The 14,973-nt window shown below is 46.1% G+C and carries 11 protein-coding genes; 8 read left to right on the top strand and 3 right to left on the bottom strand.

The features are described from left to right. Window positions 1-269: 269 nt before the first annotated feature. Window positions 270-4,301, top strand: a complete 4,032-nt coding sequence (locus MKZ12_RS29205; RefSeq protein ID WP_339257959.1) for an S-layer homology domain-containing protein — start codon at window positions 270-272, stop codon at window positions 4,299-4,301. 140 nt (window positions 4,302-4,441) lie between these two features. Here the strand turns inward: MKZ12_RS29205 and MKZ12_RS29200 are convergent, their stop codons facing one another. After that, window positions 4,442-5,161, bottom strand: coding sequence for a hypothetical protein (locus tag MKZ12_RS29200; protein ID WP_339238749.1), 720 nt, complete (start codon window positions 5,159-5,161; stop codon window positions 4,442-4,444). A 257-nt stretch (window positions 5,162-5,418) separates the two neighbouring features. Further along, the gene (locus MKZ12_RS29195; RefSeq protein ID WP_339257958.1) at window positions 5,419-5,961 is read right to left on the bottom strand and encodes a transcriptional regulator; all 543 of its coding nucleotides are present in this window, start codon (window positions 5,959-5,961) and stop codon (window positions 5,419-5,421) included. Between the two features lie 198 nt (window positions 5,962-6,159). Here MKZ12_RS29195 and MKZ12_RS29190 point away from each other — a divergent pair, with 198 nt between their 5' ends. The 7 genes from MKZ12_RS29190 (at window position 6,160) to MKZ12_RS29160 (ending at window position 13,592) form a co-directional block, all read left to right on the top strand. Continuing rightward, a complete protein-coding gene (locus MKZ12_RS29190; RefSeq protein ID WP_339238747.1) occupies window positions 6,160-7,035 on the top strand; it encodes a sugar ABC transporter permease in 876 nt (291 codons plus the stop codon). An 89-nt stretch (window positions 7,036-7,124) separates the two neighbouring features. After that, entirely contained in the window at window positions 7,125-7,940 is an 816-nt protein-coding gene (locus MKZ12_RS29185; protein WP_339261561.1) for a carbohydrate ABC transporter permease, read from the top strand. Window positions 7,941-8,220: 280 nt separating this feature from the next. Beyond that, on the top strand, window positions 8,221-9,594 hold the full coding sequence (locus MKZ12_RS29180) for an ABC transporter substrate-binding protein (protein ID WP_339257957.1): 1,374 nt from the start codon (window positions 8,221-8,223) through the stop codon (window positions 9,592-9,594). A 152-nt stretch (window positions 9,595-9,746) separates the two neighbouring features. Then, window positions 9,747-10,523 (top strand): HAD family hydrolase, encoded by a 777-nt coding sequence (locus MKZ12_RS29175; protein ID WP_339257956.1) that lies wholly within the window; start codon window positions 9,747-9,749, stop codon window positions 10,521-10,523. Beyond that, window positions 10,520-10,858, top strand: a complete 339-nt coding sequence (locus tag MKZ12_RS29170) for a multidrug efflux SMR transporter (protein WP_339257955.1) — start codon at window positions 10,520-10,522, stop codon at window positions 10,856-10,858. Before MKZ12_RS29175 ends, MKZ12_RS29170 begins: the two co-directional genes overlap by 4 nt. Then, a complete protein-coding gene (locus MKZ12_RS29165) occupies window positions 10,858-11,952 on the top strand; it encodes a metallophosphoesterase family protein (protein ID WP_339257954.1) in 1,095 nt (364 codons plus the stop codon). The genes MKZ12_RS29170 and MKZ12_RS29165 overlap by 1 nt, the downstream gene beginning before the upstream one ends. A gap of 182 nt (window positions 11,953-12,134) precedes the next feature. After that, window positions 12,135-13,592 carry a carboxylesterase/lipase family protein gene (locus MKZ12_RS29160; protein WP_339257953.1) on the top strand — a complete coding sequence of 486 codons (1,458 nt, stop codon included), beginning with the start codon at window positions 12,135-12,137 and terminating at the stop codon, window positions 13,590-13,592. A gap of 120 nt (window positions 13,593-13,712) precedes the next feature. Here the strand turns inward: MKZ12_RS29160 and MKZ12_RS29155 are convergent, their stop codons facing one another. Beyond that, a complete protein-coding gene (locus tag MKZ12_RS29155; protein WP_339238740.1) occupies window positions 13,713-14,864 on the bottom strand; it encodes a VanZ family protein in 1,152 nt (383 codons plus the stop codon). Between the last annotated feature and the right edge of the window lie 109 nt (window positions 14,865-14,973).

Below are 14,973 nucleotides of genomic sequence, written 5' to 3'. Positions count from 1 at the left end.
GACAGCACATTGTATGTGGATGGCGGGTACACTTTGATTTAAGAGTCTGAGTTATATAGGTCCAAAAGAATATGATTTTAAAAATAAAATGATGAAATATGGCGAAAAAAGTTGAGTTCTACCCTGGTTTTGCACTACAGGGTGGATCTTTTTCCTTTTATTATCATTTTTTGTTTAGATTCTGTTTATTGCAGTGCACTACAATAGGCCTTACGTATCAGAGGGATTGAGTTTATATGAAAAAACATGAGACAGGGAGGATCAAGTACATGAATTACAGAAAGCTGATAAGCTGCCTTTTAATTGCGGTTTTGTTATTACAGGTGGTTAGCGTGGGTGGGGTTGCAAGTGCAGAGACTCTCACTCCAGTAGAGCAAATGAATGATATAAAAAATTTAAATAAGGATATTGAAGAGGTTGTTTTATATCTTCAGAGTGTATTGGAAGATGACGGCATAATTGGTGTAGACAGTATCTATAACCAGTTGGATAGTATTCAAAAGAGTGAAATCGCACGAGGCATGATACTCTTGCTACCGAGCGGGATGGATTACAGTAGTTCTGATCAGATTCTGGACGTTTTCCTTCTACTACACGAATTAGTAGTCCTGCCCAGAGAAAAAAATCCGGATCATGTCCAACAAATATTGGATCATCTATACAACACTTCGTATCGAGAAGCCACTAATTTTCTTCCTTTTGATCAAGCCGAACCAATGGTTGAAGCGAGTGCTAAATACAGCTCGTTGAAAGGCGCCGATAAGCAAATTTTTACGAATATTATCATGTTTGAACCTGTTATAGGGCTCAACCCAGATAAGATCCATTACCAGGGTCAGCTTGATGCATTAATAAAAACGCTGTCCGAATACCTTCCAATTAACGCTCCCAATGAAGGTTCGGTCATGAAGGAAACATTAACTGGCATGTATGAACACTACTTCATGACTAGTATGTTCATTGAGTGGAATTCCAGTATTAGCGTTCAGCCCTTTCCAATAAATATGGATAAAATGTCTAATATAGATGACACAGAAAAATCCGAACTGGCTCAGTGGATGATTGATCATAAGCCGCAAAACGGTTATGAAACGGTATCTGAAGTTCAAACTGCGTTTGATGCTTTTTTCGAACCCAATAGTTCAGCCTTGTTGGAGCAATTTAACGATATTAAAGAGAAAAAAGCTCAGGATCCTATTACCGATTTCATCCCAGAAGTAATAGAGCTGCTTAGTAACAAAAATTTCATTGCTACTCCGGATTTTGAATCATTATCTGAAGAAGAACAATCTGAAATTGCAAAGTATATGTTGGAGGAATCAAGTCCGCCAGCATCTAGTAGGTATAAGAGTAAGGAACAAGTCCAATATGTAGTGCAGTTAGCCTTGCAAGCCTTGGAGCTTCCTCACAAAATTGGAGGAACTGACTCCAGAGAAGTCCTTGATGCATTTTTTAATAAACAAGCCGAACGAATACAGCAACAATTCAATGATATAGAAGCAGATCATGAATACTATGAACTTATTCACTATTATCTCGATTCCTCCGAAGTTGAAAGACGTATGGCAGCTTTTAGATATGAGCGTAAACTCACAAAAAATCTCGATATCGCGGAGATACTGAATTATACGCAATCAGCACTGGATGAAACCCCTTTTATTAACAAAGTAGAAACATCAGAAGAAATGTTGAAAAAGTTAATAAATATGTTAGAAATTCAGGGAGATATTGAGAGATATAATTCCGATGAAGACGTGGAGACTCCACTTGGAAAATTCCCGCTGGATGTTAGCAAATTGGATAGTCTCACTTCTGAAGAGCAAGAACAACTGGCAGACTATATGCTTAGCGAGAGACCACTTGGTGGATATGCAAGTTTTGAAGAAATTCAGACTGCATTTAATAAATTTTTCCCTGATGACAACGGAACTGATCCACTGACTGCCTTAAATATTGCAAAAAGCAACTTTGATAGAGATGCTATGCGTGTTGCGATGGAAAACCCGGATCTGGGTATTACTCTGCCGGATGGCTACGGCGCTTTAACCCCGCAGGTTAGAAATTTCATTGCAGGATTCCTGATTCAATATGTAAGTAAAGAGTTCAAAAATAAAGAACAGGTTCAATACATGATTGAACTGGGTGTCCTCGCACAATCGGTTTGGGAGCAAAAGGAATTTGTTACTCTTAAAAACAAGCTGGATGCACTTGCGCAGAAGTTGGCCAATTTGCCGGCATCCTTTAATGATCAACAAAGCGAAGAATATCGTAGTATTGGTCAAGAATACTTGAAACGTACGAACGAAGTAGACAAAAGTGTGTTTGCTTACAGATATTTGTATTCAATAGCCTACGAGAGGTTAGAAGGGAATTACCAAGGGGTTATAGTGGAACCTATGGTTGTGTTAGGGCTTTTGACTACGCCATACCAGTCTATCGACAAGGCTACCAAGGTTGATCGAATGGATCAATGGCTTGATTCAGCTATGAATGATTACATTACAGGTGAAGCATTCTTCAACAAATACAAGTTTGATCGTACAGGTGCCCTTGATTTATCCAAAAGAGCAGAGCTGAGTCCTGAAGACCAAAAGGAATTGGCAGAATGGTTACTCACTGAACAAGAAAGCTACGAGACTGTTGAGAATCTACAGTATGTATTTGATCGGTTCTTTACAGCTCCTAATGTGAAAGGGAATGACATCAATAACACCCTAACGGGCTTGGACGACACGATGGAGATTTCCTTTGACAACAAGTTGCACTGGTTGGATCTGGCTAATATTCAGAAACTTGATCTTAGCGGTAACAAAACGGTATGGGTTCGTTACAAAGCAATCAGCGATGAACTGCCAGGCCGCGCCGTGAAGTTTGTCTTTACACAGAACGGAGATAGCAACACTGATAATGGCTCAACACCTAACCCAGGTGGAAGTAGTGGGGGCGGTTCTACGTCTGCACCTGTAACATCTACACCTGCACCAACAACGAAACAGGAACAGATCGTGGTTGACGTCAATGGGACGAACGGTACCAACTTGACCAAAACACCGATTACCCGTACAACGGAAACCAACGGCACCATTAAAGATTTGGTGAAAATGACCGAAGCGATTGCGAAGGAATCCGTGGAAAAAGCGAAGCAATTGAACATGAACACCGCACGCATTGTCATTCCAGACACCAAAGATGCCGTGTCCGAGACACGGATTGAACTGCCTAAGGCAGCCGTGAAAGAACTGAATGATGGTTCGCTGAAACTTGAAATTTCTACAGAGAACGTAGTGATCTCCGTTCCGACGAGTTCCATCGCCGGATTCGATCAGGACCTGTACTTCCGTGTGGTTCCGCTGAAGAAAGAATCGGAGCGCAAAGAAGTTGAAGAGCGTGCGAAGAAAGAGCAGCTGATTCAACAGGTCGCTCCGAATGCGAATGTACGCGTACTGGCTCGTCCAGTTGAAATTGAAACCAATATGCAGAGCCGCGAAGTAACACTTACGTTGCCACTGCGTGATAGTCTGCCGACTGATCCGGCTGCTCGTCAGCAAGCATTGGACAACCTGGCGATCTACATTGAACACAGTGACGGCACCAAAGAACTGATGCAAGGGAAACTGGTGCAACTCGCGGATAACAGCGAAGGCATTGAGTTTACCGTGACAAAATTCAGTACATTTACCCTCGTTGTGGTGGATGGGCTAAAAGCTTCACAAAGTACACATCAACCGTATATCCAAGGTTTTGGTGCAGATTTCCGTCCGGATGCATTCGTAACCCGTGCACAGATGGCAGCCATGCTGGCTCGCAATCTTCCAACTAAAGAAGCAGCAACAGGTTCCACTACTAGTGTAAGCTACACGGATGTATCTGCTACGCACTGGGCAACAAGTGAGATTCAAAAGGCTCAATCTGTTGGCATCATGAACGGCATGAGCCACACTCAATTCGCACCGGAAGGTTCGATTACCCGTGCACAGATGGCGACCATTGCGTATCGTTGGATGCAGCAACAGCAAGGAAACACAGCAACGACGACAGGTACAGTAGTCTCCTTCACAGATGTACCCGCAGACCTGTGGGCAGCAGATGCGATTGCATACGTGCAATCGGCTGGCCTGATGGTTGGCTACAACGATGGTACATTCAAACCAGAAAGTAAGCTGACGCGTGCAGAAGCCGTGAAAGTGCTGAATGTATTGTTCAACCGTACACCACTCACTGGTGTAGTTACATCAACGTTCAGCGATGTACCAGCAACACACTGGGCATATGCAGATATTGAAACTGCCGCTCAAAAGTAATTTCTGTTACACAAGCATAGAGCCCAGAATGAAGGGGAAGAGCAGGTTATCGATAAGATAACCTGCTCTTTTTTTGGTATCTATGAGGTTAAGAGAGAGAGCAAACCTTCAGCAGCCCCTCCCATACTTATTGAGTGATGTTAATTATTGAACATGGGTTCTGTTCGGAGCAAATAGTTACCCCTAACTTCAGCAGCCCAATATGCAAAGACCTCTCTCCATTGAACACTGTTAAAGAATTCCTCAACGGATTGATTCTCGGAGTCCCAATCAACAAATATGTTGAGTGGTGTGATGCCCCCAGCCCAGATTCCATTACTGACGTCCGTTCCCGTCTCTCTAACTAATAAGATGGGAATTCCGAATTGAAAAGCCATGGCAGGTTCGATTTGAGAAAAAGTAGAACCTTCCCAGAATGGCGTGCTCGTTGGTGGACCACCCACATTGGATTGAAGAATTTGAACAAAAAATCGTTGGAAGTTGATTGCGAGCAAGCCATAGCTTGAAAAAACCAAGCGTCGGATATTTGTCAGGATATTTTCCGGATATTGTTCACTTACGGGCAATGTGCGTGGGAAGAGTAATGCATCTTCAATTTCTGCAATAAGACGGTTCAGAAATTGTCCTTGCAGGTCATTTACCGTGTTGGTTGTACTCAAGAAAATCGGAATACGAAAAGCGCGATCTACGCATTCATTAATAGCCGAGGATGTGTCCTTTTCATTATGGGTGGGGTTGGGATTCGAGGAGGAAGTCCTTGCGTTACCGCGGACGGGTGGGAGTTCAGATATAATGCTTACGGGAGAAAGTTTTTTCATGGGAATTTGCTGGGTCTTAACCTTATTTTTTGGATTACTCAATGTTCACATCTCCAATACATAAGAATCTGGTTTTTATTTAGTCCCAGTCTATGCATTAGCCCATTTTGTGTTACCGATTGCCCCAATATAGTTGGTGATGTAGTCGTTAGTCCGTTGTTTTTACATTGCTTGTATCAAAAAAACGGCATAGGGCTCGGCCCATACCGTTTTGGAATGACTTCTTATTCCTATCTTGTCTTTAATCGTCTCTCATTTAATGCGATTACTGCATACTAGTCGTTTTTCCGAGGAGAACTCTAGTAAAACTTACCGTCCCGCAGCTGATCCACGAATCCTTGTAACCAGACGTAATATTGCTCTGCGTGTTGGAGTTTGTGCAGATCACGCAGGGCATCATCTCGATCTTCGGAAGAGGTGTGCTCCGAAAGAATCATTGCCGACAGGTCCGGAATGACCTCACGAATGCCTTCTAACATCACATCCACTTCCCGTTGGAGCTTGGATCCGAAGAAATTCTGAAATGTACGATAAAAGTCGGTCTCAGCCACATACTGATCCTGACGTTCTTTCTTCTCCTCCAGTTTATAGATCATCTGTGACTCCGTAAGTGACCGAACCGCATAGCTCATGTTGCTCTTACTCATATTCATCGAGGTCTTCATCTCTTCAAGTGTCATCGGTCGATCTTCGAAATACATAATGCCGTATAATTTGCCAAACGTATGATTCACCCCATACAGATCCATCGTATTGGCAATGGCCTCAATGACTCTCTCCCTCAGCGCATGCCGATCAGGTAACGAAGAATGATTCGGTTTCCCGTCAGTTTCTTTTCCCACAATGTCACCTCTGGTTTATGATAACGTTCCCACTAGCTGCCTCATATTTTACATGACTTGCTCCAATTTTAACATAAGCCGGAATTAGAATTTTCAATACGAGTGTACAATCAATTTTGTACAGAAGAAATATAAAGTTGATTATACTCAAAAATTCCCAATCATTAAAGAAAAATTGGACAGTAAGGAGTGGGGGATTTGCGTTTAAAACTATGGAGGGAGTCTGAGGCGGTTCTATTCACGCTGCCAGCTCTAATCCCGTTGCTGATCTTCTGGCTGGGACCTCTGGGATATATCGTGTATCTCAGTTTCACCGATTGGGACTTCATGAGCCCGGACAAGTTGTTTATTGGGTTGGACAATTACAGTTATCTGCTGACGAACTCCGAATTCTATCGATCCCTGAAAGTCACCCTGTTATTCGGACTGGGAAGTGTAATTCCAACCATTGTGGGTGGATTGGCGCTTGCGATGCTCATGAATAGCAAGATCAAATCATCCGGCATCTTCCGAACCTTACTCTTCTCACCATGGGTTACCCCGACAGTTGCGGTGTCCATTGCGTGGTCCTGGATCTTCGAGCCCGAAGTGGGACTGGCCAATCTCATGCTGGGCTGGGCCGGTGTATCTCCGATCGGCTGGTTGCGTGACGCGGACTGGGCACTGGTTGCCGTCCTGATCGTTACGCTCTGGAAGTCGATTGGGTGGGCGATGGTATTTTATCTGGTTGCACTACGCAATCTACCCTCTGATCTGCTCGAAGCAGCTTCAATCGATGGGGCCAACGGTTGGGATAAGTTCAGAAGTATCACGTTGCCGCTGATCTCACCAACAACTTTCTTTCTCTCTATTATTCTTACCATCCAGTCCCTGCAAGCCTATGACCAGATTAATGTCATGACGCAAGGTGGACCGGCAGGATCAACGAGAACGTTGCTGTACATGTATTACCAGTCAGCATTCGAATCTTTTAATGTGGGTGAAGCTTCGTCCATCGCCGTTGTGATTATTCTGATCTGCGTGTTGCTGTCGGGTGTATCCTTCCTGCTTGGCAGACGTCTGGTGCACTACTAATGACAATGACATTGCCTAACAAAAAGTCTAAACGGATGAAGCGCAAGGAGTTGCAGAACGTGTCACAACCGAATTTTAAAATAAGTAAAATGATCCGCTATCTGCTGTTGGCCGTTATCGCGCTGGGTACAGCCTTTCCCTTCTATTGGATGGTCATTAGCGGATTCAAAACCAATGATGAGATCTGGCAGTTCCCGCCGACCTTCTGGCCGGAAACGTTCCTATGGAGCAATTATGTGGACGCCTGGAATGCGGCACCCTTTGCCCGTTACATCCTGAACAGTACCGGGGTAGCCTTAGCCATCTGTCTATTTCAGATCGTCAACTCCAGTATGATGGCGTACGCCCTGACACATATGAAATTCCGTCTCAAAGGTGTACTGACATCCCTGATTCTGGTGGGTTATATGATACCAAGTACAGCCGTGTATCTGCCCAGTTACCTGGTGCTTAGCGAACTTAATCTGCTAGATTCCTACACGGGCTTGATTGTATCCAACTGTGTCAGCGTGTTCTCGATCTTCCTGATCCGGCAGGCGTTCATGCAGGTATCTCACGAATTGGTGGAAGCTGGACAGCTCGACGGTGCGTCCCACTTCCGGATTCTCTGGACAATTATCACGCCGCTTGTTCGCTCAAGCTTCGCCGTGATGGTACTGATTACGTTTATTGAACAGTACAACAACTATTTCTGGCCTATGCTCATCACCAAAGACCCTGACTTGCAGCTGGTATCGGCGGGTCTGCGCAGTTTCTTTGTAGAAGGCGGGGCATACGGACTTGCTTGGCCACAGATTATGGCTGCGAGTGCCTTCACGATTGCACCCCTAATTATTCTCTTCCTGTTCACCCAGAAGACCATCATGCAGAGCGTGAATATCACGGCAGGTGTGAACAAGAACTGATATTAACTACCTTACTATATAAATTGAAATAAACATTTACACAAAACGGAGAGGACAGAAATAATCTGAAGAAGCGAAGCGCTCGCCTAAAAGCTTTCTGCAAGAAAGCTACATCGGAAGCATACGCTTATCCCCGGATTTTACCTTTATAAAAAGGAATCAAAAAAATCTGGGGATAACAGCGATCGGAGGGTTGTTCTGTCATTGGAGTGGCTAGTGTAAATATTCTTTAGTTCAATTTATGCAAACTACCATTTCACCTAAAACGGGAGGAACGACAATGAACTGGAGTCAAGCAAGCATGACATGGAAAAAGAGATTGAGGTTGAACTGGAAGGGTGGCATGTCGCTGGTACTCGCGACCAGCTTTGCTCTACTGACCGCTTGTGGAACACAAGCACCCGCAGAATCAGGCACGACGGCTGCTGCCAGTGGAACCGAAGTTCAGGCGAAAGATCCGGTGGAGATCGAGTTCTGGTATGGTCTGGGTGGTAATCTGGGCGATAACATGAAAAAGACGATTGACGCGTTCAACGCCTCACAGAACGAAGTCGTTGTGAAGGGAATTGTACAAGCAGATTACACGGAGACGGAGCAGAAGCTGCAAGCAGCGATTGCTTCCAAGAATGTTCCCGCCGCGGTACTTAGCTCCAATATAGACTGGGCACGCAAAGGATATTATGCGCCCATGGATGAGATGATTGCTGCTGATCCGAATTTTAAGAAAGATGATTTCATTCAGACATTCCTGAGCCAGGGACAGGTGGATGGTAAGCAATACTTTTTACCAATGTACGGTACAACCCAGATCATGTATTACCGCATGGATACGTTCAAGGAGAATGGGATCGACCCAGCAAGTTTGACGACATGGGAGAAGCTGGCTGAAGCAGCTGCGAAGATGAGCAAGCAAGAGAATGGCAAGACCACCTTCTACGGCTGGGAACCGATGTGGGGTAGCGACAATATGATTGATGCCGTGCTGGGTAAGGGCGGACAGATTATTAGCGACGATGGCAAAACCGTCATGATTGACTCCCCGGAATGGATCGAGACATGGGACCTGTTCCGTAAATGGATCAACGAAGACAGGATTATGGGCATTCATTATGGTGGCCAGGGCTGGGAGTATTGGTACAAAACGATTGATGATGTGATGAAAAATAAAGCAGCAGGTTACACCGGATCCAGTGGGGACCAAGGTGACTTGGACTTCAGCGTAGTCGCTGCAATGCAACAACCAGGCTGGGAAGGTATGGGTGAAGGAAAACCGGTAGCAAGTGCCATATCAGCAGGTATTCCGTCAGCGGCAAGTCCAGAGCAACAACAGGCAGCCTACAAATGGCTTACGTATTTCTCCGAAACTTCGAACACAGCTTCATGGTCCATGAACACCGGATATATTGCAGTGCGTCAATCGGCACAACAAGATCCAGAATTCATGAAGTTCAGTGAGGAGAATCCACAGATCACTGTACCATTGCAACAGGCAGCTCACGCCTCGGCTCCATTCCAGGATCCAACAGGTGGCAAAATCAATGATGCATTAAAAGATGCAGCTGATCAGGTGCAGATCAATAATATGCCAGCCGAACAAGCGCTGAAGGAAGCGAAGGAAAAAGCACAGAAAGAACTGGATCGTGTAACGAAATAATGGTATCGATGAATGGTTTCCACGTGCTTCGGTCGTGAAGCTGCTCGACTAACAAGCAAAACGTATTGCTATAAGTAACTCATGCGAAAAGGGCGGTACATGCTGTACCGTCCTTTCCATTCATACAAGATCGCAGACAAGGAGTTTAACCGATGCAAGATGAAAAGTATGTGGAAGGATTAACAATTCCGATTGAAGCCGTATTGTTCGACAAGGACGGAACATTACTTGATTTTACGCGCATGTGGGGGTTCTGGACCGATTGTGTGTTGGATCGCTTCAGAGATCAGTTAGCTATCCTGGGACTGCGTATCAATACAGAGGAACTTCCACGGATATGGGGTACATTCCACGATGACCAAGGCCGAATGAATGGATATGACGTGCGCGGGCCGCTTGCAATGGGAACTATGGATGAAGTGTACGCCGTGTTAACATGGCATGGATATCGTGCAGGTCTAAGCTGGGCGGAAGCCAAGATGATGGTTCGGGAGTGTTTGGCGCAAGCAGAGGAAGAGATGGAGAAGCATCGCCCGGCACGTCCATTACCAGGAGTTCGAGAATTCCTTGAACAGTGCCGTAGCGAAGGCGTGGTTATGGGTGTCGTGACGGCGGATGATACACCTAGTGCAGTCAAGCACTTGCAGTGGATGGGGCTGGAATCCTTTTTTGACGTAGTGATTGGAACCGATCTGGTGGGGCGGGGGAAACCTTTTCCCGATATGCTTCTACTTGCTTGTGAACGGTTGGGTGTATCGGTACAGCATACGGTGGTCATTGGAGATACGGACGGAGATATGGAGATGGCACGAAGTGCTGGTGCAGGATACAGGATTGGGATTGGGATTGGAGAAACGGGAAGAATCCGCTTGGCGGACAGAACGATTCAATCATTCCATGAATTGCTGAATGGCGGGCTGAATCGATGACGAACAGTCACGCCTACTTGGGCTGGGTACTGTTGGCGCTGGCCATTGGTCTGGAGCTGAGCGCTACCATTTTGCTAAAAGTATCGGATGGGTTCTCACGGTTCTGGCCTTCGGTGTTGATGTTTGTCTGTTATGGCGCAAGTTTTACGTTTCTTAATTATGCAGTGAAGTATATGCCGCTGGCTGTGGCCTATGCGATCTGGTCTGGCGTGGGCATTACGCTTATTGGCGTTGTTGGGCATTATTTTTTTGGTGAACGTCTGCGGCTCAATTCGATAGTATGGATCGGTTTTATTCTGATTGGCATTATTGGACTGAAATGGAGTGATTCTTGATGAAAAATGAACATACACCGGAGCAACCTATGGCCAGCTTCCAGGTCATTACGGACACACATGTGCGAGATGAGGCAGACCATATTCATAACCGGCATCTGGACCAAGCATTCACCGACATAGCTACATTCAGTCAGGGGAGCAGCGGAATTATGCATGTGGGTGATGTGACGGATCGGGGGCTGCCCAGCGAATATCGTGAGTTGCAGCGTATATGGAAGCAACATGCGGAGAGCTTGCCGGACATCCGGTACACGGTAGGGAATCATGATATTGGAGCTGTGATATGGCAAGATCCGCCGATCGTTTTGCTTGAGATGAAAGAGGACGAAGTAGCCGATTTGTTGGAGCAAGAAGCAGATATGGAACGGGTCACAACACAAACTGCTGCTGAATCAGCTGCACTGATTGAGCAACTATCCGGCGGGACTTATACGTTGTCTGCTGCACTTTCGGAGCAGGAGGGTCAGGGTGGGGCGCCAATCTCTTCAGAAGGTGATCTCATTACGGTTGCAGGGTTATGGCAGCGTCGATGGAGTGATTTTGGAGGGACAACCGGCATGAAGGGCTCTTACCACGATCACTGGATTGATGGATATCATTATATATTCCTGGGCACTGAGCAACCTCACCCGAAGGATTGCGATATGTCAGTTGAACAGTTGGAGTGGCTGGATGCAAAATTGTCTGAACATGCAACACCAGATCATCCCATCTTCCTGTTTTTGCATCAGCCGCTGATGGATACGGTAGCAGGATCAATGAAAGAGCAAGGCTGGTATGGTGTGAATCAGGATGCGGAACTTAAAGCGGTTCTGGCTAAATACCCGCAAGCAATTCTCTTCTCAGGACATACCCATTGGCAGTTGGAGGCGCAGCATACGATGTACGATGGTGCGGGCCGCATGCCAACCATGTTTAACGCTTCGTCTGTAGGTTATCTCTGGACGGATGAGGATGAGCATCTGGAGGGCAGTGAAGGACTTCATGTGGAGATTTATAAGGATCGAGTTGTTGTGAAGGGACGGGATTTTGTCGCGGGTGAATGGATCGAGGGTGCTGAGTTTACGGTTCTTTATCCACGAGAAGGGTAGTTAATTGGGTTGGGGGATCAAAGGGGAGGGTCAATCCCCTAAAGTTCCACGTGAAACGTAGTAGGAATGTATAGAGTTGGGTAAAGTTGTAAATGGGTGGGTGTACAAACTATACTCAAATAAGTACACATAACGTAATCAGCAATAGTCCAACCTATTCACGGAGAGGAAGTAGAAGCGGCATGAGAGAACTTCAGGTTCAAACGAAATATGGTACAGTTCAAGGCGAACTTTTGCACGGTGCAAGTGTATGGAAGGGCATCCCTTATGCGAAACCCCCGGTAGGTGAGTTGCGGTTCAAGGCTCCGGTACAACCCGAGTCATGGGATGGAATCAGACAGGCTACGCAATTTGGGCCTGAGAATATACAACCTCGGCATCATCAACCTGAAGGCCTGACAGAACTACCGAATGAGTCAGAAGATAGTTTATATCTGAATATATGGGCTCCTGGGGAAAAGGCAGAACTACCATTGCCGGTCATGGTCTGGATTCACGGCGGTTCCTTCGTATCCGGTTCGGGCAGTCAACCCATGTATGATGGTACACAGTTAGCGGTACGGGGCGACGTCATCGTTGTCACGATCAATTACCGACTGGGACCTTTGGGTTTCCTCCATATGGCTCCATTCGGTGATTCATATGTATCCAATGCAGGTCTGCTGGATCAGGTGGCGGCATTACAGTGGGTGAAGGATAATATCTCTGCTTTTGGTGGTAACCCGGATCAAGTAACTGTGTTCGGCGAATCGGCAGGCAGCATGAGTATTGCGGCACTGATGGCGATGCCATCGGCCAAAGGACTTTTCCAACGTGCAATTATGGAGAGTGGTGCTTCCCAGTTCATGCCGGCAGAGCAAGCCTCAGCGTTGCGGGAAGGCATGCTGAAGATTCTTGGGGTGGACCCGGATCATCTGCAGAAGTTAAGTACAATCCCTGTAGAGCAGATTATTGCAGCCGGTGAAAAGGTCAAACAGCAGAGCGGGGCAGGTCTGGCCTTATTGTTCCAACCTGTCTTGGACGGGGAGACTCTTCCGCAAGCGCCACTACAGGCGGTGAGCGAAGGCTCGGCACAGGACATTCCTGTGCTGATTGGTACGACATTGCACGAGGGTGCACTGTTCATCCAGCCGCATGTGCCGTATTCAAAAGAGATCGATATGGTGCAGGGCGTAGACTTTATGACGCCAGATCTGGAGAACCGGGCAGCCATCGCGGACAGTTATCCCAAAACAGCTGATGGACAAGCTCAGGTCATGACCGATATGTTCTTCTGGCGTTCAGCGCTACAGTATGCTGGTGCACAGCAGAAGTATGCCCCGGTGTGGATGTATCGATTTGATTGGGTCATGCCGGAACATCCCTTGTTAAAAAGAGCGATTCACAGCATAGAAATGTTCTTTGTGTTTAATACACTGCATGTCCTCAAATTCATGAATGCGGAGCCGGATGAAGCTGCGGCGGCACTTGCCCTCAAGGTACAGGATGCCTGGATTTCCTTTGCCAAGAACGGCAAACCTGAAGTTGCTGGTGTAAGCTGGCCTGAATACGAGCAGGATCGTGCGACACTAATCTTTAACCATGAGATTGAAGTTGTGCATGATCCGGATGCAGCCAAGCGAGAGCTGTTGGGTTTATAATTCAGACCAAAGAGGAGTTCATTCTCAGAATGAACGTCCTCTTTTATTAATTAATTCGGCTGAAGAAGCAGAACGTGAGAAGAGATTCAAGGAAAATCATGCATGGTTATATTCCAAACATTATTTACGAGAGGCCTGCGTGTTGGACACCTCATCGAAGTAGAAGGAACGTTTCCCACGGGAGAAGAGCACGATCAAGACATGAACAAAGAGCACCGCGTAGACCAACATATAGACACCGACTGTTCCGAGGGAAAGCCATATTTGATAAGGCCGGAGCATGACATCCTCATTACTGGTGAAGGCATAATCATTGACCCAGCGGATGATTGTAATCACGAACCAAGGCGTGTAAAGTGCGAGTAGTCTTTTAAATAATGATTCCATGGTCGGTGAACCACTCTGGCGATTCACATAACGGAAGCGCAGAATAGCTGAGCCTGGTGTTATTCCGTTTCGTACCCATGGAATGAAGAACAGCACAATGACCATTGCAATGGATGTATTCAATGCTCCTTGAATTACATCGGACGGGGTGAAGATGGACAACACATTGCTAATCAGCACGACTACCGCACCATCGATAAGCAATGCAAGCAGTTGTGGTACGGGATACACGCGATTTTGCTCCACAATTTGTTCGCTCTTCGCCTGAATGCTTGCACGGGATGGGAATAAAGCAAGCAGGATGGGCGCTGTGAAGAATCCAATGACCGTTCCTGAAGTATTCAATAACAGATCATCTACATCGAAGAGACGGTAAGGGCAATTATAATACCCGTAGAATCCGGTGATCTGGGTGATCTCGAAAAATAAGGAAAGCCCGAAGCCACCAAGCAGGGCATATGTCCAGAACGATCTCTTTTGAAAAAAATAACGGATATATACACCCAGCGGCATAAGGAGCAGGACGTTAAATAGAACTTGCAAAAAGGCTCTGCCCTGAATCATACCCATATAGCTGGATGGCTGAGACCATACAATGGGTGTTTCTTTCATGATGTCTTTGACAAAAGTGAATGGAACCAAATTGTAGTAGATCGTGTCAGCGGCTTGCTGCGCACAGGTATCTCGCGTAGTGGGGAACGGGAGAATAACGAGGCAATAGGCGGCCAGGATATAAAAGATAAAGGAAAAGCTGATGCCAAACCGCGACCAGCTGAAGAAGCCGTCTTTGCGATAACCATAGATCAGCCACGGCACCAGCAAGAACATGGCCGCAACAACAAAGATAAAAAAAGCCGTTTGCACCGGAAAAACATAGGGAGACATGAGTAGGCACTCCTTTGGTATGTGGTATCAAATATAGTAACTCTCATAGAGAAATAGGCAGGATTTAAGTATGTGTAGCGAATATCTGATAGTTACATCATAAGTTGTT

Origin of the sequence: Paenibacillus sp. FSL R5-0713 (assembly GCF_037973325.1) — a bacterium.
Classification (GTDB): domain Bacteria; phylum Bacillota; class Bacilli; order Paenibacillales; family Paenibacillaceae; genus Paenibacillus.
Note: the sequence above shows the minus strand (reverse complement) of the source record. Positions and strands in the feature narration are given on the sequence as shown.

Excerpts from the sequence above, each read along its gene's own strand:
- MKZ12_RS29175 (WP_339257956.1), top strand. The coding sequence starts at position 9,747 with ATGCAAGATGAAAAGTATGTGGAAGGATTAACAATTCCGATTGAAGCC.
- MKZ12_RS29155 (WP_339238740.1), bottom strand. The coding sequence starts at position 14,864 with ATGTCTCCCTATGTTTTTCCGGTGCAAACGGCTTTTTTTATCTTTGTT.
- MKZ12_RS29170 (WP_339257955.1), top strand. The coding sequence starts at position 10,520 with ATGACGAACAGTCACGCCTACTTGGGCTGGGTACTGTTGGCGCTGGCC.
- MKZ12_RS29180 (WP_339257957.1), top strand. The coding sequence starts at position 8,221 with ATGAACTGGAGTCAAGCAAGCATGACATGGAAAAAGAGATTGAGGTTG.
- MKZ12_RS29160 (WP_339257953.1), top strand. The coding sequence starts at position 12,135 with ATGAGAGAACTTCAGGTTCAAACGAAATATGGTACAGTTCAAGGCGAA.
- MKZ12_RS29205 (WP_339257959.1), top strand. The coding sequence starts at position 270 with ATGAATTACAGAAAGCTGATAAGCTGCCTTTTAATTGCGGTTTTGTTA.
- MKZ12_RS29185 (WP_339261561.1), top strand. The coding sequence starts at position 7,125 with ATGATCCGCTATCTGCTGTTGGCCGTTATCGCGCTGGGTACAGCCTTT.
- MKZ12_RS29165 (WP_339257954.1), top strand. The coding sequence starts at position 10,858 with ATGAAAAATGAACATACACCGGAGCAACCTATGGCCAGCTTCCAGGTC.